The organism is Streptomyces sp. DSM 15324, from assembly GCF_001514285.1.
Taxonomy (GTDB): Bacteria; Actinomycetota; Actinomycetes; order Streptomycetales; family Streptomycetaceae; genus Streptomyces.
Genome location: NZ_KQ949036.1, coordinates 78,525 through 97,602 on the forward strand (window position 1 = coordinate 78,525; position 19,078 = coordinate 97,602).

16 protein-coding genes and 5 tRNA genes are annotated in these 19,078 nt (G+C 69.7%); 11 read left to right on the forward strand and 10 right to left on the reverse strand.

Annotated elements, in window-relative coordinates; translation table 11 throughout:
* Positions 1–26: 26 nt before the first annotated feature.
* Together AQJ58_RS34285 and AQJ58_RS34290 are read right to left on the reverse strand one after the other, a co-directional pair.
* Positions 27–665, reverse strand: a complete 639-nt coding sequence (locus AQJ58_RS34285) for a hypothetical protein (protein ID WP_067257317.1) — start codon at positions 663–665, stop codon at positions 27–29.
* 102 nt (positions 666–767) lie between these two features.
* A complete protein-coding gene (locus AQJ58_RS34290) occupies positions 768–1,370 on the reverse strand; it encodes a YceI family protein (RefSeq protein ID WP_067257320.1) in 603 nt (200 codons plus the stop codon).
* 324 nt (positions 1,371–1,694) lie between these two features.
* On the opposite strand from AQJ58_RS34290, the gene AQJ58_RS34295 reads away from it, so the two are divergent.
* Together AQJ58_RS34295 and AQJ58_RS34300 are read left to right on the forward strand one after the other, a co-directional pair.
* Positions 1,695–3,299, forward strand: coding sequence for an acyl-CoA carboxylase subunit beta (locus AQJ58_RS34295; RefSeq protein ID WP_067257322.1), 1,605 nt, complete (start codon positions 1,695–1,697; stop codon positions 3,297–3,299).
* A gap of 57 nt (positions 3,300–3,356) precedes the next feature.
* Positions 3,357–3,551 carry an acyl-CoA carboxylase subunit epsilon gene (locus AQJ58_RS34300; RefSeq protein ID WP_067257324.1) on the forward strand — a complete coding sequence of 65 codons (195 nt, stop codon included), beginning with the start codon at positions 3,357–3,359 and terminating at the stop codon, positions 3,549–3,551.
* Positions 3,552–3,734: 183 nt separating this feature from the next.
* On the opposite strand, the gene AQJ58_RS34305 is transcribed toward AQJ58_RS34300, so the two are convergent.
* The 8 genes from AQJ58_RS34305 to AQJ58_RS34340 all read right to left on the reverse strand — a co-directional run bounded on the left by AQJ58_RS34305 (position 3,735) and on the right by AQJ58_RS34340 (position 14,289).
* Positions 3,735–4,316: a GTP-binding protein gene (locus tag AQJ58_RS34305; RefSeq protein ID WP_055633955.1), complete on the reverse strand. Its 582-nt coding sequence runs from the start codon at positions 4,314–4,316 to the stop codon at positions 3,735–3,737.
* Positions 4,297–4,884 (reverse strand): DUF742 domain-containing protein, encoded by a 588-nt coding sequence (locus AQJ58_RS34310; RefSeq protein WP_067257327.1) that lies wholly within the window; start codon positions 4,882–4,884, stop codon positions 4,297–4,299. Before AQJ58_RS34310 ends, AQJ58_RS34305 begins: the two co-directional genes overlap by 20 nt.
* 90 nt (positions 4,885–4,974) lie before the next feature.
* A complete protein-coding gene (locus AQJ58_RS34315) occupies positions 4,975–5,388 on the reverse strand; it encodes a roadblock/LC7 domain-containing protein (protein ID WP_003993185.1) in 414 nt (137 codons plus the stop codon).
* A gap of 10 nt (positions 5,389–5,398) precedes the next feature.
* Complete coding sequence (locus AQJ58_RS34320; RefSeq protein ID WP_079079406.1) at positions 5,399–8,725, reverse strand: sensor histidine kinase; 3,327 nt, start codon at positions 8,723–8,725, stop codon at positions 5,399–5,401.
* 377 nt (positions 8,726–9,102) lie between these two features.
* Entirely contained in the window at positions 9,103–9,678 is a 576-nt protein-coding gene (locus tag AQJ58_RS34325) for a GTP-binding protein (RefSeq protein WP_030793795.1), read from the reverse strand.
* The gene (locus tag AQJ58_RS34330; RefSeq protein WP_055633953.1) at positions 9,659–10,057 is read right to left on the reverse strand and encodes a DUF742 domain-containing protein; all 399 of its coding nucleotides are present in this window, start codon (positions 10,055–10,057) and stop codon (positions 9,659–9,661) included. Before AQJ58_RS34330 ends, AQJ58_RS34325 begins: the two co-directional genes overlap by 20 nt.
* A 113-nt stretch (positions 10,058–10,170) precedes the next feature.
* Positions 10,171–10,584, reverse strand: coding sequence for a roadblock/LC7 domain-containing protein (locus AQJ58_RS34335; RefSeq protein ID WP_003973453.1), 414 nt, complete (start codon positions 10,582–10,584; stop codon positions 10,171–10,173).
* A gap of 9 nt (positions 10,585–10,593) precedes the next feature.
* Complete coding sequence (locus AQJ58_RS34340; protein ID WP_067257329.1) at positions 10,594–14,289, reverse strand: sensor histidine kinase; 3,696 nt, start codon at positions 14,287–14,289, stop codon at positions 10,594–10,596.
* 569 nt (positions 14,290–14,858) lie between these two features.
* Between AQJ58_RS34340 and AQJ58_RS34345 the strand changes: the two genes are divergently transcribed.
* The 9 genes from AQJ58_RS34345 to AQJ58_RS34385 all read left to right on the forward strand — a co-directional run bounded on the left by AQJ58_RS34345 (position 14,859) and on the right by AQJ58_RS34385 (position 19,047).
* A complete protein-coding gene (locus AQJ58_RS34345) occupies positions 14,859–15,047 on the forward strand; it encodes a hypothetical protein (RefSeq protein ID WP_067257332.1) in 189 nt (62 codons plus the stop codon).
* A gap of 191 nt (positions 15,048–15,238) precedes the next feature.
* The gene (locus tag AQJ58_RS34350) at positions 15,239–16,024 is read left to right on the forward strand and encodes a fumarylacetoacetate hydrolase family protein (protein WP_067257335.1); all 786 of its coding nucleotides are present in this window, start codon (positions 15,239–15,241) and stop codon (positions 16,022–16,024) included.
* Complete coding sequence (gene gltX / locus AQJ58_RS34355; protein WP_079079407.1) at positions 16,017–17,501, forward strand: glutamate--tRNA ligase; 1,485 nt, start codon at positions 16,017–16,019, stop codon at positions 17,499–17,501. The genes AQJ58_RS34350 and gltX overlap by 8 nt, the downstream gene beginning before the upstream one ends.
* Positions 17,502–17,751: 250 nt before the next feature.
* Positions 17,752–18,486 carry an HAD family hydrolase gene (locus AQJ58_RS34360; RefSeq protein WP_067257340.1) on the forward strand — a complete coding sequence of 245 codons (735 nt, stop codon included), beginning with the start codon at positions 17,752–17,754 and terminating at the stop codon, positions 18,484–18,486.
* A 91-nt stretch (positions 18,487–18,577) separates the two neighbouring features.
* Positions 18,578–18,649: transfer RNA gene (locus AQJ58_RS34365), tRNA-Gln, on the forward strand.
* A 21-nt stretch (positions 18,650–18,670) separates the two neighbouring features.
* Positions 18,671–18,743, forward strand: a tRNA-Glu gene (locus AQJ58_RS34370).
* 39 nt (positions 18,744–18,782) lie between these two features.
* Positions 18,783–18,855: transfer RNA gene (locus tag AQJ58_RS34375), tRNA-Glu, on the forward strand.
* Positions 18,856–18,874: 19 nt separating this feature from the next.
* Positions 18,875–18,946 (forward strand) — tRNA-Gln (locus tag AQJ58_RS34380).
* 28 nt (positions 18,947–18,974) lie between these two features.
* Positions 18,975–19,047 (forward strand) — tRNA-Glu (locus tag AQJ58_RS34385).
* Positions 19,048–19,078: the final 31 nt, after the last annotated feature.

Sequence of the window (19,078 nt, forward strand, 5' to 3'; positions counted from 1 at the left end):
CGCCGGCGGCGGGGTGGCCGGTCCGCTCAGTCCTGGGCGGCCGACTTGGCGTAGTCCAGCAGCTGTTCGAAGTCGATCGCCCCCGGGTCGCCGTGGGTGTTCTCCGGGACGTGCATGTGTCCGCACACCCCCCGGAACGCGTTCCAGCGCTGGAAGCTCATCCGCTGGCCGCCGCCGTTCCCGGAGGACCTCGGGTAGGGCGGCCACAGGGACGGGCCGCGCAGTGGTACGTCGTGGTGGATGTGCATCCACGCCAGGTACCGCGCCACGCCGCGCAGGGCCCACTCGGGAGCCTGGGGCCAGTAGACGTGCCCCGGCTCGCCCGTCCCCCACTTGGTGTGGCGCTCCGGGTCGCAGGTGCCGACGAGTTCCACCTGGCAGACGTTCAGGGTGTTCGTCTCCACCCCGCCGCGGCGGTTGACCAGCGCGCGCGAGGAGATGTCGATGTCGAAGTGCTGGTACCACCGCAGCCGCCTGGCGCCGAAGTCCGGTACGGCGGTGAGGTTCGGCGCGTTCGCGCCCCCCTGGTAGTCGGGCAGCGAACGGCCCTCGGTGGTGTGCAGGACGACGGCGTTGACCTCCATCCGGTCACCGCCGAACTCGCTCTGGTACCAGTGGTCGCGATTCGCGCCCGGGTAGTGCTGGGGTCCGGTCCTGGTGCTCATGGCCGCGACTGTGGCACAGCTCACAGATGGCGGCCGGAAGCATTCCGCTTCCGGCCGCCATCTGCTGCTTTCTGAAGTTTTCCGCCTGCCTCGGTCCTCGGGTCACGCGTTCTTGATCGCCGAGATGTCGAAGTTCAGCTTGATCTTGTCCGAGACCAGGACGCCCCCGGTCTCCAGCGCCGCGTTCCAGGTCAGGCCCCACTCGGAGCGCAGGATCTCCGCCTTGCCCTCGAAGCCGACGCGCTCGTTGCCGAACGGGTCCTTGGCGGAGCCGTTGAACTCCAGGTGGATGGTGATCGGCTTCGTCACGCCGAGGATGCTCAGGTCCCCGGTGATCCGGTAGTCGTCGCCGCCCAGCGCCTCGGCGGAGGTGGAGCGGAAGGTCATGGCCGGGAACTCGTCGGTCTTGAAGAAGTCCGCGCTCCTCAGGTGGCCGTCACGGTCGGCGGACCCGGTGTCGATGCTCTCCATCTTCACGTCGATGGAGGCGCTGGACCGGGACGGGTCGCTGCCGTCCAGGTGCAGGGACCCGGTGAAGTCGTTGAACTTGCCCTTGACGTTCGTGACCATCGCGTGCCGGGCGACGAAGCCGATGGTGGAGTGGGCCGGGTCGATCGAGTAGTCGCCGGTGAGCGCGGCGAGGTCCGGCGTCACCGCGGTGTCGGCGATGCTCGCGCCGGTGTCCTTGCGGCCGAAGATGCCCATGACGTGCCTCCTGTGGGGACGGGAAGATCTTTTCTGTTGAATCTTCAACCGTTCTAACGCGGACCCTCCCGTTCCTATTCCGGCGTGTATCCCATCGGGACGCCGCGTCACTCCGACGGCGGATGATCCCGGCGCGGCGCCCGACCGGATGTGAACGGCGTCTCACCCGCAGCCTTTGTGTGACCCCCACAAGCCGCAAGCCTCCTGAGCAGTCAGAACGCCTGCGCTCACCCCTCGTTCTGTTCGGTGCTACCAGGAAAACGCTCCGAGGACTGTACGGAGTCGACGTCTCACTTTCCTTGGCAGGCTTCGTAAGGTCGCTACATGACCGTTTTGGAAGAGACGACGGGCGAACCGGACGCGGCGCCCTCGGAGCCCACGGACGCGCGCGGGCGTGTGGCCGAGCTGCACGGAATCCGTGCGCAGGCGCTGGCCGGTCCGAGCGAGAAGGCGACCCAGGCCCAGCACGCCAAGGGCAAGCTGACCGCGCGGGAGCGGATCGAGCTGCTGGTGGACCCGGGCTCCTTCCAGGAGGTCGAGCAGCTGCGCCGGCACCGGGCGAGCGGTTTCGGTCTGGAGACCAAGAAGCCCTACACGGACGGCGTCATCACCGGCTGGGGCACGGTGGAAGGCCGTACGGTCTTCGTCTACGCCCATGACTTCCGCATCTTCGGCGGCGCCCTGGGCGAGGCCCACGCCATGAAGATCCACAAGATCATGGACATGGCCATCGCGGCCGGCGCGCCGCTGGTGTCGCTCAACGACGGCGCCGGCGCCCGTATCCAGGAGGGCGTCTCCGCGCTCGCCGGATACGGCGGCATCTTCCAGCGCAACACCAAGGCCTCGGGCGTCATCCCGCAGATCTCGGTCATGCTCGGTCCCTGCGCGGGCGGCGCGGCCTACAGCCCCGCCCTGACCGACTTCGTGTTCATGGTCCGTGAGACCTCGCAGATGTTCATCACCGGCCCGGACGTCGTCAAGGCGGTCACCGGCGAGGAGATCACCCAGAACGGCCTCGGCGGCGCGGACGTGCACGCCGAGACCTCCGGTGTGTGCCACTTCGCCTACGACGACGAGGAGACCTGCATCGCGGAGGTCCGCTACCTCCTGTCGCTGCTGCCGCAGAACAACCGCGAGAACCCCCCGCGCCACGCCACCGGCGACCCGGCGGACCGACGCGGTGACGTCCTGCTCGACCTGGTCCCCGCCGACGGCAACCGGCCCTACGACATGACCAAGGTCATCGAGGAGATCGTCGACGACGGCGAGTACCTCGAGGTCCACGAGCGCTGGGCCCGCAACATCATCTGCGCCCTGGCCCGCCTCGACGGTCAGGTCGTCGGCATCGTCGCCAACCAGCCCCAGTCCCTGGCCGGTGTGCTCGACATCGAGGCCTCCGAGAAGGCCGCCCGCTTCGTACAGATGTGCGACGCGTTCAACATCCCGATCCTCACCCTTCTGGACGTCCCCGGCTTCCTCCCGGGCGTCGACCAGGAGCACGGTGGAATCATCCGCCACGGCGCGAAGCTGCTGTACGCCTACTGCAACGCGACCGTGCCCCGGATCTCGCTCATCCTGCGCAAGGCCTACGGCGGGGCGTACATCGTCATGGACAGCCAGTCCATCGGTGCCGACCTCACCTACGCCTGGCCGACCAACGAGATCGCCGTGATGGGCGCCGAGGGCGCCGCCAACGTCATCTTCCGCCGTCAGATCGCCGAGGCCGAGGACCCCGAGGCCATGCGGGCCCGCATGGTCAAGGAGTACAAGTCCGAGCTGATGCATCCCTACTACGCGGCCGAGCGCGGCCTGGTCGACGACGTCATCGACCCCGCCGAGACCCGCGAGATCCTCATCAAGTCGCTCGCGATGCTCCAGTCCAAGCACGCCGACCTGCCGTCGCGCAAGCACGGCAACCCCCCGCAGTAACCCGGCGGACTCTCCCCGGCACCCCTGCGGAAACCTCTCTCACGGAGACTGACACCCATGAACACTCCCGACATCCGCGTCGAGAAGGGCCACGCCGAGCCCGAGGAGGTCGCCGCCATCACGGCGATCCTGCTGGCCCGCGCCGCCGCCCGCACCTCCGAGCCCGCCCCGACCCACCGCGCCCACCGCAAGGCCGGCTGGCGCCGTCTGGAGCGCGAGAACGGCTTCCGCGCCCCGCACAGCTGGCGCTAGGCCGCGCCGCTCCGGCGGTCCGCACCTGAGAGAAGGGCCCCTCTGCTACAGAGGGGCCCTTCTTCCGTGCCCGGCCCGTCCCCGCGCGGCCCCGCCACCCGTCCCCGCCCGTCGCCGGCAGAGACGAGAACGGCCCCTGTGCCCCCTCGGGGAGGGCACAGGGGCCGTACGTAGGGCGGAGCGCTACCGCAGGCGGGCCATCAGCGCGTGCTCGACGAGCGTGATGAGGGCCGACTTGGCGTCCGAGCGGTGCCGGGCGTCCGTCGTGATGATCGGGGCGTCCGGACCGATCTGCAGGGCCTCACGGACCTCTTCGGGGTTGTACGGCTGGTTGCCGTCGAAGCCGTTGAGGGCGATCACGAACGGCAGGCCGCTGTTCTCGAAGTAGTCGACCGCGGGGAAGCAGTCGGCGAGACGGCGGGTGTCCACCAGGACGATCGCGCCGATGGCGCCGCGCACCAGGTCGTCCCACATGAACCAGAAGCGGTCCTGGCCGGGGGTGCCGAACAGGTACAGGATCAGGTCCTGGTCGAGGGTGATGCGGCCGAAGTCCATGGCCACCGTGGTGGTGGTCTTGTCCCCGGTGTGGGTGAGGTCGTCGATGCCCGCCGACGCGGACGTCATGACGGCCTCGGTACGCAGCGGGTTGATCTCCGAGACGGCCCCGACGAACGTGGTCTTGCCCACGCCGAAGCCACCCGCCACCACGATCTTCGCCGAGGTGGTGGAGCGGGAAGGACCGCCGCTAGAGCTTGCGAAGTCCACTGAGCACCCTTTCGAGCAGTGTCACGTCTGGCTGGCCGCCGGCGCTCTCGTCGCCGCCGGGCTGATGGATGGCGACCAGTCCCGCCTCCGCCAAGTCGGCGACGAGGATCCTGGCCACGCCGAGAGGGATGGTCAGGAGGGCCGAGATCTCGGCCACCGACTTGATCTCACGGCACAGATTGCAGATCCGCTGATGCTCGGGCAACTGCCCCTGCATCTGGTGCGGCTGCGCAGTGGTGTGCACCAGCGCCTCGATGGCGAGCTGGTAGCGCGGGCGCGTCCGGCCACCGGTCATGGCGTACGGACGCACCAGGGGGTTGTTCGACGCCCCGGCGGGCGCCGGCTCGGGGGCGCGGCGCTGCGGTTGCACGGGCTGGATGCGCGGGGCCTGCGGCTGGTCGTACGGCGACGGCCCGGGCCCCTGCGGGCTCTGGGGTGCGTACGGGCGCTGCTGGCTGGGTGCGGAGGGGAAGTTGTAACGGTTCGGGTTGTGGGAACCGTCGCCCGGGCCCTGGGGAGGACCGTACGACCAATTACCCGTATTCGAACCGCCTGGGGGTGTTGCCACTTTCTCTCCTCCTCCGACTGTGCCGGGCACCTATGGAGCCGCGTCCCGAAACCCTACGGCCTCGGGACGCCAAAACGCACCGTCCGACTGCTAGTTGAGAAGGCTCCCTTGGAGCTCCGCACGAAGGTCGGGCGTCAGGACCGTACCGGCACGGTCCACCAGGAGGGCCATTTCGTAGCCAATGAGGCCGATGTCCGCCTCGGGGTGCGCGAGCACCGCGAGCGAGGAACCGTCGGACACGGACATGATGAACAGGAAGCCCCGTTCCATCTCCACGACCGTCTGGTTCACGGCGCCGCCCTCGAAGATCCGGGAGGCGCCCGCGGTCAGGGACGTCAGACCGGAAGCGACGGCCGCGAGCTGGTCGGCGCGGTCGCGGGGGAAGCCTTCGGACATCGCCAGAAGGAGTCCGTCGGCGGAGACCACCACCGTGTGGGACACCCCCGGGGTGTTGTCCACGAAGTTGGTGATCAACCAGTTCAGGTTCTGTGCCGCCTGGCTCATCGGGCTCACACTAACGCTCCTGGTTGTAGGTGCTGTCAGGACCGAAGCCCTGGCCGTTCGTTTCACTGCCTGCGTTGCGTCCGCGCTGGACGCCCCGCCGCAGGTTGCTCAACCTGCCTCGGACGTCCTCCGGGGCGCGGGAGACCTGTGGGCCTCCCTGAGGGGTGCTCTCGGCGGTGCCCTCGACCAGGTTGGCCTTGGGTACGCGCCGCGGCAGACCGGACGAGGTGACCCCGCCTGCCTTGGGCTTCCGGAGCTGCGAGGCCTGCTGCCAGCGCGCGTCGTTCGCCGAACGCCAGGCGCTGTCGCCGTTGCTCTCCGAAGTGGAGGCCGGCGCTTCCGTGCGCACGGGCCGTACGGCGCCGTTCGAACCGTTCGCCGCGGTGGATCCGCGGCGGGGAAGCCCGGCGTCGGTCAGCTCGTGGACGGCGGAGGGGGCCGGTCCCGGACGGTCGAAGCCTACGCGGTCCTGCTCACCCGCGTCAGCGGCCTGCGTGGATTCCGCTTCCGGAGCGTACTGGTCCGGGTAGCCGTTCTGGTAACCGGACTGCTGCGGCCAGTCGTCCTGGTAGGACTTCTCCTCGTACGTCGGGTATCCGTCGCCCGCCGTGGCGTGCGACGCCGCGGGCTCCTCCTGGGCGGGCTCCGCATACGCGGGGTCCGGGTAACCGCCGTTGGGCGAGAAGCCGTTGCTCTGGGGCACCCCGTTCGGGGCCGAGAAGGACTCGCCCCGCGGCATCCCCTCGCCCGGCGCGAAGTACTGCTCGTCGTACGCAGGCCGCTGCTGCTCCTCGTACGGCGCCTGCTGCGGCTCCTCGTACGCCGTACGGCCGCCCTGGCCGTTCGCGCCCTCGTACGCCCCCTGCTGGTCCACGAACGCCGTCCGGCTGCTGTCGAAGCCCGTCGGGGCCGCGTCGAAGCCGTTGTCGTACGCGGGCTGCTGCCGCGGGGTGCCGTCGAAGCCCTCCGCGAAGGCGGGGATCTCCTGGGTCTGCTGCGGGTGCCCGGCCTGGGACTCCAGGGCCGCCTTGCGCTCCTCGCGCATCAGCGAGCGGCCCACCGGGTCCAGGTCGCGCAGGTCGTCGGGGACCTCGTAGCGGCTGTCGTCGAAGCCCAGCTCGGCGGCCGTGCGCATGGGCAGGCCGTTGTTGAAGTCCTCGCCCGGGAGCTGCTGCTGCTGGTGCTGCTCCGGGATGATCTGCGAGACGGTGAACTCGTCGCGCTCGGGCTGCTCGCCGCCGCCACCGTGGGTGATGGCGTCCGGGAGCATGACCAGCGACGTGGTGCCGGCCTGCTCGCCGGAGGGACGCAGCTGGACCCGGATGCCGTGCCGGTCGGACAGCCGGCCGACCACGAAGAGGCCCATGCGCTGGGAGATCGCGGCGTCCACGGTCGGCGGGTTGGCCAGCTTGTGGTTGATGTCCGCGAAGTCCTCGGCGGTGAGGCCGATGCCCTTGTCGTGGATCTCGATCATCACGCGGCCGTCGGGGAGACGGGTCGCGGTCACGCGGACCTTGGTCTGCGGGGAGGAGAACGTCGTGGCGTTCTCCAGCAGCTCGGCGAGCAGGTGCACGAGGTCGGTCACGGCCCGGCCGTGGATCTCGGCCTCCGGGACGCCGGACAGCTCGATGCGCTCGTACTGCTCCACCTCGGAGGAGGCGGCGCGCAGCACGTCGACCAGCGGGACCGGCTGGTCCCAGCGGCGGCCCGGCTCCTCGCCGGCGAGGACCAGGAGGTTCTCGCCGTTGCGGCGCATACGGGTCGCGAGGTGGTCCAGGCGGAAGAGGTTCTCCAGCTGGTCCGGGTCGGCCTCGTTGTTCTCCAGGTCGGTGATCAGGGTCAGCTGGCCCTCGATCAGCGACTGGTTGCGGCGCGAGAGGTTGGTGAAGATCGCGTTGATGTTGCCCCGCAGCAGGGCCTGCTCGGCGGCGAGCCGGACGGCCTCGCGGTGGACCTGGTCGAAGGCGCGGGCGACTTCGCCGATCTCGTCACGGGTGTTGATCGGGATGGGCTGGACGCGGGTGTCGACCCGGCCGGGGTCGGTGCGCGAGAGCTGGTCGACCAGCATCGGCAGCCGCTGCTCGGCGATGCCGAAGGCGGCGTTGCGCAGCTGGCGCATCGAGGTGCTCATCTGGCGGGCCATGAGTGAGGCGATGATGAAGGCGGCCAGCAGGGCGATGATGACGATCGAGGCGTTGATGATCGCGTCGCGCTGGGCGTCGGAGGCGATCTGGCCGGCCTCGTCCACCGCACGGTTGATCATCTCGGTCTCGAGCTGGTCATAGCCCTCGAACTTCAGGGTCGCGGCGGCCATCCAGGACTTGGCGGTGACGCCCTGGGCGGCGAGCTGGGCGGTGGTCAGCTGACCGCTGCCGATCAGCCTCATCATGTCGGACATCGCCGGCGGCGCCGTGAAGTCCTGGCCCGCGGCCTCTGCCTTGGCCTTGGCGTCGGCAGCAGCCTTCTCGCCCTCGGACTGCTTCTCGTCCATGACCTCCTTGAGCCGCACGGCGTCCTGGGGGGTACCGCCGGAGACGAACTCCTGCATGGCGATGCCCTCGAGGTAGGCGTACGAGGTGAAGGCGGTGAGCTGTTGCCGGTAGACCTTCTCGTCGGGGCTGGGCCGGACCAGCAGGTGCATGCCGATCGCGCGCTGCAGGGATTCGGCCCCCTTGCCGAGGGCGAGGGCGTACACCGAACGGCCGTATGCCGTGATGTTGCCGGTGCCGAGGCCGAGTTCGTTGGAGAACTCCACGAGCAGGTGCTCGATGGCGACGTAGCCCTCTTCGGTCTGAACAGGGTCCATCTTCTTGGTGAATGCGGCCAGGCGGATCTTCGCCAGCGCCGGCTCGGCATCCTTCACCAGGTTCAGCCGCCGCTTGAGGCCCTCCTTGTCGGGCATCCCGACGGTCTCCTGGTGGAAGGCGGCCGCCTTCGCATCCGTGACCGCGCGGGCCTGCTTGACGACGGCGGAGTCCGTCTTGTTCTCCAGCAGGGGCTCGGCGGAGACGTCGCGCTCGTTGAGGAGTGCCTGGGCGTACTGGCTGGCGGCGGCCACGATCTTCGCGGTCTTCTCGGCGTCGCGCGCCTCCTGCCAGGTGTCGATCGAGCCCTTCACCTGGAAGCCGCCCATGACCAGGCCGACCAGCACAGGTATGAGCAGGATCGCGTTCAGCCGCGTCGGCACCCGCCAGTTGCGCGGGGACAGACGGCCACCGCTCTTGGGGGGTGCGGCCGTCGGCTCCGAGCCGGGCACAGGGGCGGGCGCCGCTCCGCGCGGCGGCGGCGTGAAGTTGCCCCGGGCCGTCGGCTCGGGACTTTTCTTGCTTCGCCTCACTCGACCAACAACCTCTCGGCGGTCGGCACCTTCCGTGCCGCGCAGTGTCTCAGAGCCCGGTCAGCCATCGACCATCAGTACGTCATTGACTATTGGGCAGTTCAGGCATTCCAGCACGACGTCCTGCGCGATTCCAAACATGGAGAAGTGCCGGTTCGACGTGATGTAAGCCCCACGTAAAACGGTCAAAAAGAACGAGCCCCGTCAAAAGACGGGGCCTTCGTGCGCACAGCGAGACCAAGTGACCGCGACGCGTCGCGGTACCACCCGATTCCTCTGCCGAAACGTTATGAACACCGGAGCCGGCCGTGTCAAACGCCACAGCCGGCTCCGAAGTGTCTACGACAAGTTCCGTAGAGGCACGGGGAACTTGAAAGTTACCGCAGGCGCGCCATGAGCGCATGTTCGACCAGGGTGATGAGTGCCGACTTGGCGTCCGAGCGGTGCCGGGCGTCCGTCGTGATGATCGGGGTGTCCGGCCCGATCTGGAGCGCCTCGCGCACCTCTTCGGGCTGGTACGGCTGCTGCCCGTCGAAGCCGTTGAGGGCGACGACGAACGGCAGGCCGCTGTTCTCGAAGTAGTCGACCGCGGGGAAGCAGTCGGCGAGACGACGGGTGTCGACGAGCACGACCGCCCCGATGGCGCCGCGCACCAGGTCGTCCCACATGAACCAGAAGCGGTCCTGGCCGGGGGTGCCGAACAGGTACAGGATCAGGTCCTGGTCGAGGGTGATGCGGCCGAAGTCCATGGCCACCGTGGTGGTGGTCTTGTCCCCGGTGTGGGTGAGGTCGTCGATGCCCGCCGACGCGGACGTCATGACGGCCTCGGTACGCAGCGGGTTGATCTCCGAGACCGCCCCCACGAACGTGGTCTTGCCGACGCCGAAGCCACCCGCCACCACGATCTTCGCGGAAGTGGTGGCCCGGCCGCCGTCAGAGCTTGCGAAGTCCACTGAGCACCCTTTCGAGCAGCGTCACGTCCGGAGCGCCGCCGTTGTTCTCGTCGCCGCCCGGCTGGTGGATGGCCACCAGACCGGCCTCGGCGAGGTCCGCCACCAGGATCCTGGCCACCCCCAGCGGCATGGCCAGCAGCGCCGAGACCTCGGCGACCGACTTGACCTCGCGGCACAGGTGGCAGATGCGCTGGTGCTCCGGGAGCAGCCCCATGAGTGCTGCCGGGTCGGCCGTGGTGCTGATCAGCGCCTCGATGGCGAGCTGATAGCGCGGCCGGGTCCGGCCACCGGTCATCGCGTAAGGACGCACCAGCGGCTGGTCGCCCTCATCCCCGTACGGCTCCGCGTACGGATCATGATGGGCGGGGGGCGGGGTCATGGATCCTCCGGGCGGGACAGCATTCTCGGTCAGTCGTGCCGTCCGTCGAGGCCGGTGGGGGGGAGTGTGTCGGCCGGACGGTGATTTCGTGAGGCGGGTGGTGCCGGGGACGGTCAGTGGAGCAGACTGCCCTGGAGCTCGGCGCGCAGGTCGGGGGTGAGAACCGCGCCCGCGCGGTCGACGAGCAGCGCCATCTCGTAGCCGACGAGGCCGATGTCGCACTCGGGGTGCGCGAGCACGGCCAGGGACGAGCCGTCCGAGACGGACATGAGGAAGAGGAATCCCCGCTCCATCTCGACGACCGTCTGGGCGACGTTGCCACCCTCGAAGATCCGGGAGGCCCCGGCCGTGAGCGAGGTGAGCCCCGAGGCCACCGCCGCCAGCTGGTCGGCACGGTCGCGCGGGAAGCCCTCGGACATCGCGAGCAGGAGCCCGTCGGCGGACACGACGACGGTGTGGGACACCCCGGGGGTGTTGTCCACGAAGTTGGTGATCAACCAGTTCAGATTCTGTGCCGCCTGGCTCATCTGACTCAACTAACGCTCCTGCGGGTGAGTGGGGCTCGGGAAACTGCCGGTCTGACCGTTGCCGGCCTGACGACCCTGCGCGATGCCCCGACGAAGATTGGTCAGCCGTCCGCGTACGTCGTCAGGCGCACGCGAGACCTGCGGACCGGTTTGGTGCTGTTGCTGCTGTGCGGTGCCCGGGACCAGGTTGGCCCGGGGCACCCGGCGCGGCAGACCGGAGGTGGTGACCCCGCCCGCGGCGGGCTGCCGGACGCGCTCGGCCTGTCGGACGAGTTCGTCGTTCGGCGACGTGCGCCACGAGGAGGTGGAGGGGCCGCCGGCCGCGGGCCGCTGGGGTGCGGCCGGAGCCTGCGGCTGCTGCTGGGGTGCCTGCGGCGCGGGAGCCTGGCCCGGACCGCCCGCCTGCGGCCCGCCGTGGAACCAGTTGGTCTCCAGCGTGTCGTACAGCGGGGTGCGGCCGTCGCCCGGACCCGGGGCCGGCGGCAGGGCCTCCGGCTCGGGACGGTGGGCGGGGCGCGGCGGGACCTGCGGACGCGGCGAGCCGAAACCGCCCGCGCCGTTGACCTGGGGGCGCTCGAACTGACCCGTGGACGTCATGTCCTGGCGGCCGGGCAGCGCGTGCTGGCCCGTGCCGGAGCCGTCGTAGCCGGGCGCGGCGAACTGGCCGGTGGAGCCGGTGTCGTACGCCTGCGGAGCGAACTGGTTCGGGTTCGGCGCGGTGTTCTGGCCGCCCGGGGTGCCGAAGACGTCGGAGCGGGTGAACCCGTTGTCGTCGCGGTCGGCGGTGCCCGGGCGCTGGAACTGGCCCGTGTCCTGGGGGCCGGCCGGAGCGACGGCGGGGAACTGGCCCGTGCTCTGCGGAGCGCCCGCGCCGCGGCCGAAGTCGGCCGGGCCCTGGCGGTCGTCGATGCGCGGCATGCGCGAGGTCTGCGCGACGTCCGGCTCCTCGTGGCCGCGCGGAGCGTCCAGCGGGGTGCGCGGAACCGGCGGCTGGGCGTTCTCGTCGCCCCAGCTCGTCACGCGCGGCTGCGGGTTGCCACCGGGCAGCTCGGCGCGCGGGCCGCCGCGCGGCGGGAGCTGCGGCTGACGGCCGCGCTGCTCGGAGTTGTTCTTGCGCTGCGGGGGACGCCCGCCGCCGAAGAAGTCCTGGCTCTGGCCGTTCACACCGGAGTTCTGCAGCCCCTGCGGGGCGCCCGGTGCCTGACCGCCGAAGCCGGCGCCCGCACCGGCCGGGGCCGTCCGGTCCTGCTGGGGCGGGAGGGGCGACTGCGGTCCGCGCGGGGGCTGACCGCCGGGACGGCCACCGCCGTCACGGCCGGGCAGCGCGGCCCGGGGACCCTGGCCGGCGGCCAGGCGGCCGCCTCCGCCGGGAGAGGAGCCGGGACCCGCACCGAGGGCGCCGCCCCCACCGGGGGCACCGGCGCCGAGCGCACCGCCCTGCGGGCCGCCGTTCTGGCGACGTGCGGCGGCCGCGCCCGCGGCGGCCTGCGCGGCGGCGGGACCGCCGGCGGAGCCGCCCTGGCCGGGCTTGGGCTGGGGCTTCTTGCCGCCCTGGGCGACGTCCACGGGCAGCATGACCAGCGCGGTCGTACCACCGGAGTCGGACGGGCGCAGCTGGATGCGGATGCCGTGCCGCTGGGACAGACGACCGACCACGAAGAGGCCCATGCGGCGGGAGACGGAGACGTCCACGGTGGGCGGCGAGGCGAGCCGCTCGTTGATCGCGGCGAGGTCCTCGGGGGACAGGCCGATACCGGTGTCGTGGATCTCGATCAGCACGCGGCCGTCGGGCAGCGCGTGACCGGTGACCTTGACCTTGGTCTGCGGGGAGGAGAACGAGGTGGCGTTCTCCAGCAGCTCGGCGAGGAGGTGCACGAGGTCGTTGACGACCCGGCCGGCCACTTCGGTGGACGGCACGGAGGCCAGTTCGATGCGCTCGTACTGCTCCACCTCGGAGGCGGCGGCGCGCAGGACGTCGACCAGGGGGACCGGGCGGGTCCAGCGTCGGCCGGGCTCTTCACCCGCGAGGACCAGGAGGTTCTCACCGTTACGGCGCATGCGGGTGGCGAGGTGGTCGAGCTTGAAGAGGGAGGACAGCTGGTCCGGGTCGGCCTCGCGGGACTCCAGTTCGGAGATGAGCGAGAGCTGACGCTGGATGAGGCCCTGGGAGCGGCGCGAGAGGTTGGTGAACATCGCGTTGACGTTGCCCCGCAGCAGGGCCTGCTCGGCGGCGAGGCGGACCGCCTCGCGGTGCACGTCGTCGAAGGCCGCGGCCACCTGGCCGATCTCGTCCCGGGAGTGCACACCGACCGACTCCACGGACGTGTCGACGTCCTGCGGGTCGGACTCGGAGAGCTGCTTGACCAGCTCGGGCAGGCGGTCCTGGGCGACCTTGGTGGCGGTCTCCTGGAGGCGGCGCAGCGAGCGGATCATGGACCGGGCGACGACGAAGGCGCCGACCAGCGACACACCGAGGACGAGGAGGATCAGGGCACCGTTGATGATGGCGTCGCGCTCGGACTCGGAGCGCAGCTCACGGGCCTTCTGTTCCATGTCCTCGAGCAGGGTGAGCTCGATGTTGTTCATCTGGCGGATCTTGGTCGACGAGTCGTCGATCCAGTCCTGGTACGACCGCTGGTCCTGCGAGGTCAGACCGGAGGCGGAGGCGAACGCACGCGAGGCGTAGGTGTCGGACTCCTCGATGACCGGGTTGCCCTGCTCGATGGGCTTCAGCAGCTCCTCGGCGCCGTCGTCGCCGTAGATGCTGCGGAAACTGGCGAGTTCGGAGGCCTCGTTGTCGAAGGCGGCGTCGGCGTACTGCCGCTCGTTGTTGGAGAGCTCGCCGTACGACGTGTTGTTCGCCGGCAGCGCGGCCGCGAGGACGGCGCGCTGGATGGAGGCGTACTCCTTGGCGTTGGAGAAGGCGGCCAGCGCACGCGTGCGCTGGATCATCTCCGGGTTGCTGGTGGCCTGGGCCATGTCCTGCGAGAGGTCGAGCAGGCTCGTGATGAGCTGGTGGTAGGCGTCGACCGTCTGGGAGGCGTTGCCCTTCTCCGCGTACGCCGTGGAGCGGATCTTCTGGAGGTTCGCGAGGTCGGAGAGCAGACCGATGAGGCTGTCGCGGACGCCCTGGAGGTTGCCCGCCTTGGAGGCGGTGTTGATCTCCTCGGAGGCGTCCTGGAAGGCGGTCACGGCCCGGTCCGTCTTGGTCCGGTAGCCCTTGATGCCGAAGTCGGTCGCCTTGGTGCCGTGCGACATCGGGCCGGCCGAGCGGTCGCGCTCCTCCTGGAGGGCGACGGCGAGCTCGGTGGCCTGCTTGGTCATGTCCGTCAGCAGCCGCATGTTGTCGAGCTGCTGGATGTCGTCCATGGACTCGTTGATACGCAGCGCGCCCAGCGTGGTGGCCGCGACCACCGGGAGGGTCAGCAGCGCCACGAGACGCGTGGAGATGCGCCAGTTGCGCAGGGCCACGCGGGAGCCGGTCCCGCCGGGCCCGGCCGGCGGCTTGACGGTCGGAGTCGGGGGAAGGGGGCTCGGCGACGCGGACGCGCCGGGGCGCCCTGAGCGCTCACCACCGTCGCCGGACGGGTTCGGGCCCGGGTTCTGGGCGTGCTGGAGCGAGGAGCTGCCATTGCTGGGGGCAGTCCCGCCGTGCGGCTCCGGCTCCGCCGAAGCACTGCCATCCCTCTTGAAACGTCCCTGCACTAGCGTCGCAACCTCTGGACCAGGCGCCCTTCCGGATGAACGGAAGGACGGTGTCGGCGTATTGAAGGACGTCCTGAATTACGTCCCTCGAACGGTCGTGAGTGACCGGCGCTGGCTCCCCCTTCCAACCGCCACTACGGCGCTCTCGCGCCCCGGTGCGCCGGCTCGATTCAGCGGCGGTCCGTGAGATTCCAGCACAGTGCCGGACCTCCAACAAGGTGTGTTGGCCGGGCTGTGACATGCGTGACAGCACGTGAGGGGAACGTTACGGGACGTGGAAAACGTTCCGCCATAAAGCGGGCGTAAGGGCCCGAACCGTGAAGGGGGAGCAGGTGTCCCAGTCGCCATGATCAGGAGCGGAATGGGTGATTCAGGGGGTCAATGTCCGTTTCGAAGCGGTCGTTCGACGGCACGGTTTGACCGCTTTGATCACCGATTCGTGAGCAAACTCACACAGTGATCGTGCTGCCCTGATGAGTTACCGGGGAATCGCGTGTTTAGCCTGACGCTTTACAGGGACGGCCTATCCGACAACCCCGGCACCACGAGTAGACAGGGTCACGTAAACAGTGAAGACGACGACGATGTTCCACAAGATCGCCAACCCGCGACGCACGACGCTGGCCCACCTCACCGGCACCGCCGAACTGCAGCTGCCGGTCCAGCAGGAGCACGCCGTCGACCTGCCGGCCCAGACCGCCAACCCCAAGCGCACCATCCTCATGGAAGCCCCGGTCACGGCCTCCGTCGCGGAGTAGATCTGCCGTACAGATCCACGAGATCCTCACGATCTCCGCGCACTGATACGCGCACGGGCCGCCGAATGCTCAAGGCGGCCGCACACGGATGTCAAGGGCGCCCCCGGCCGGGGGCGCCCTTCCGCGTTAGCCTGGAGCGTCACACTCCAGCCAGCTCAGTCTCCGTCTTCAGGCAAGGGGCCAACCAACCCGTGCGCATCGCCAGGTTCTCCATCGACGGCAACGTCGCCTTCGGCGCGGTCGAGGGCGACAAACCGGACGAGCTCGTCCTCGACATCATCAAGGGCATCCCGTTCGCGGACTTCGAGCTCTCCGGTACGAAGGTGCCGCTGAGCAAGGTCCGGCTGCTCCCGCCCGTCCTGCCCAACAAGGTGGTGGCCTTCGGCCGCAACTACGCCGAGCACGCGCGAGAACTCGGCCACGAGGTGCCGGACGCCCCGTTCGCCTTCTTCAAGCCCTCCACCTCGGTGATCGGCCCCGGGGACGACATCCAGTACCCGGCGTTCTCCGAGGAACTGCACCACGAGGCCGAGCTCGCCGTCGTCATCGGCCGGATGTGCCGCGAGGTCCCGCGCGAGCGCGTGGCGGACGTGATCTTCGGCTACACCTGCGCCAACGACGTCACCGCACGGGACGTCCAGCGGCGCGAGAAGCAGTGGGCGCGGGCCAAGGGCTTCGACACCTCCTGCCCGCTCGGCCCCTGGGTGGAGACGGACCTGGACCTCGCCACCGCGTCCGACCTCACGATCCAGCTCACGGTCGACGGCCAACAGCGCCAGCTCGGCCGCACCAGCGAGATGATCCACTCCATCGAGGATCTGATCGTCAACATCACCGAGGCCATGACGCTGCTCCCCGGCGACGTGATCCTCACGGGCACCCCGGCAGGGGTCGGCCCCCTGGCTGTCGGCGACGAGGTCGCCGTCACCATCGAAGGCATCGGCACTCTCACCAACAAGGTTGTCAAGCGTGGCTAGCGCACCCGGCTCACCCGTCCGCGTACGTTTCTGTCCTTCCCCCACCGGTAACCCCCATGTGGGCCTGGTCCGCACCGCCCTGTTCAACTGGGCGTTCGCCAAGCACCACCAGGGCACGCTGGTCTTCCGCATCGAGGACACCGACGCGGCCCGCGACTCCGAGGAGTCCTACGCCCAGCTGCTCGACTCGCTGCGCTGGCTGGGCTTCGACTGGGACGAGGGCCCCGAGATCGGCGGCCCGCACGCCCCCTACCGCCAGTCGCAGCGCATGGACCTCTACGCCGACGTCGCCGGGAAGCTGCTGGACGCCGGCCACGCCTACCGCTGCTACTGCTCCCAGGAGGAGCTGGACACCCGCCGCGAGGCTGCCCGCGCCGCCGGGAAGCCCTCCGGCTACGACGGCCAGTGCCGCGACCTCAGTGCCGCGCAGGTCGCGGAGTACGAGGCGCAGGGGCGCGCCCCCATCGTCCGCTTCCGGATGCCCGACGAGACGATCACCTTCACGGACCTGGTCCGCGGCGAGCTGACCTTCACCCCGGAGAACGTGCCCGACTACGGCATCGTCCGCGCGAACGGCGCCCCGCTCTACACCCTCGTCAACCCGGTCGACGACGCCCTGATGGAGATCACCCACGTCCTGCGCGGCGAGGACCTGCTCTCCTCCACCCCCCGCCAGATCGCCCTCTACAAGGCGCTGATCGAACTGGGCGTCGCCAAGGAGATCCCCTCCTTCGGGCATCTGCCGTACGTGATGGGCGAGGGCAACAAGAAGCTGTCCAAGCGCGACCCCGAGTCGTCCCTCAACCTCTACCGCGAGCGTGGCTTCCTCCCCGAGGGCCTGCTCAACTACCTCTCGCTGCTCGGCTGGTCCCTCTCCGCCGACCAGGACATCTTCACGCTGGACGAGATGATCGCGGCCTTCGAGATCGCGGACGTCAACCCCAACCCGGCGCGCTTCGACCTCAAGAAGTGCGAGGCGATCAACGCCGACCACATCCGCATGCTCGACGTGAAGGACTTCACCGAGCGCTGCGCCCCCTGGCTGCGGGCGCCGTTCGCGCCCTGGGCCCCCGAGGACTTCGACGAGGCGAAGTGGGAGGCCATCGCCCCGCACGCCCAGACCCGTCTGAAGGTCCTGTCGGAGATCACCGACAACGTCGACTTCCTCTTCCTCGCCGAGCCGGTCACCGACGAGGCCTCGTGGACCAAGGCGATGAAGGAGGGCGCGGACGCGCTCCTCGTCACCGCCCGCGAGAAGCTGGAGTCGGCCGACTGGAGCTCGGCGGAGTCGCTGAAGGAGGCCGTGCTGGCCGCCGGCGAGGCCCACGGCCTCAAGCTCGGCAAGGCCCAGGCCCCGGTCCGCGTCGCCGTCACCGGCCGCACGGTCGGCCTCCCCCTCTTCGAGTCCCTGGAGATCCTGGGCAAGGAGAAGACGCTGTCGCGCATCGACGCGGCGCTGGCCAAGCTGGCGGGCTGACTCGCAGGTACGCGTGAGGGGCGGCACCCGGTGACTCCGGGTGCCGCCCCTCACGCGTTGCCCACGGCGCGTCGGCTTCGTCGATCAGGTATTGGGTTTGCGCAGGTTGTCGTCCGGTCCCAGTGGTGCGGTCGAGGTCTTCCGGAAAGGGTCACGGGCCAGTATCCGCACGGCCCTGTCCAGTTGCGCGAACTGGACGCGATACTCGCTCGTGCCCCCCAGTGCGCCAGCCCGCGATACCGTCGGGGCCATGAGCATTCGCGCCGTGGTCTGGGACGTTGACGACACTCTCTTCGACTACACGACCGCGGACCGGGAGGGCATGCGGGGGCATCTCGTGGCGGAGGGGCTGCTGGAGGGTTACGGGACGGCGGAGCAGGCGCTCGACCGGTGGCGGGAGGTCACCGATCAGCAGTGGGCGCGGTTCTCTGCGGGGCAGATCAGCTTCGAGGGACAGCGGCGGGACCGCGTCCGGGTCTTCCTCGACCGGCCGGAGCTGACCGACGCCGAGACCGACGACTGGTTCCGGCGCTACCTCACGCACTACGAGGCGGCCTGGGCGCTGTTCCCCGACGTCCTGCCGGTGCTGGACGCGCTCGCCGCCAGCCACCGCCACGCGGTGCTCTCCAACTCCAGCCTCGTCGTCCAGGACCACAAGCTGCGCGTCCTCGGCGTGCACGACCGCTTCGAGACCATCCTGTGCGCCGCCGAGCTGGGCGTGTCCAAGCCCGAGGCCGCCGCCTTCCTGGCCGCCTGCGACGCCCTGGAACTCGCCCCGCACCAAGTGGCGTACGTCGGCGACCACCCGGAGATCGACGGGCGGGGGGCAGCCGACGCCGGTCTGCTGTCGGTGTGGATCGACCGGTACGGCGGTACGGCGACCGTCGAGGTGCCGCCCGGCCGGCACCGGATCGCGACCCTCGCCGAACTCCCGGCCATCCTCGGCGCGGATACCCGTTTTGGAGCCCCGTCCACCTTCGGGTAATGTTCTTCCTGCGCCGAGGGAAGCGGGCCGGAAGGCCGGGAAACCGAAGCGCGAAACTAGAACAAGATCCCCACAGGGGCTTGCGTTCCAGTGGCCTATGGTGTAATTGGCAGCACGACTGATTCTGGTTCAGTTAGTCTTGGTTCGAGTCCAGGTAGGCCAGCTCGCAGAGCTCATCTGCAAAGCCCCCGTTGTGTAGCGGCCTAGCACGCCGCCCTCTCAAGGCGGTAGCGCCGGTTCGAATCCGGTCGGGGGTACTGGTTCCGATCACGCAGGATCATTTCGGAACTGCTAGGGCCCCCGTTGTGTAGCGGCCTAGCACGCCGCCCTCTCAAGGCGGTAGCGCCGGTTCGAATCCGGTCGGGGGTACGACTGGTCTAAACCACATTGGTCTATGGTGTAATTGGCAGCACGACTGATTCTGGTTCAGTTAGTCTTGGTTCGAGTCCAGGTAGACCAGCTCGGACCTGCGGAAACGCAGTGTCCACGCCCCCGTTGTGTAGCGGCCTAGCACGCCGCCCTCTCAAGGCGGTAGCGCCGGTTCGAATCCGGTCGGGGGTACGTGACCGGAAGGCCCCTCGCTTCGGCGGGG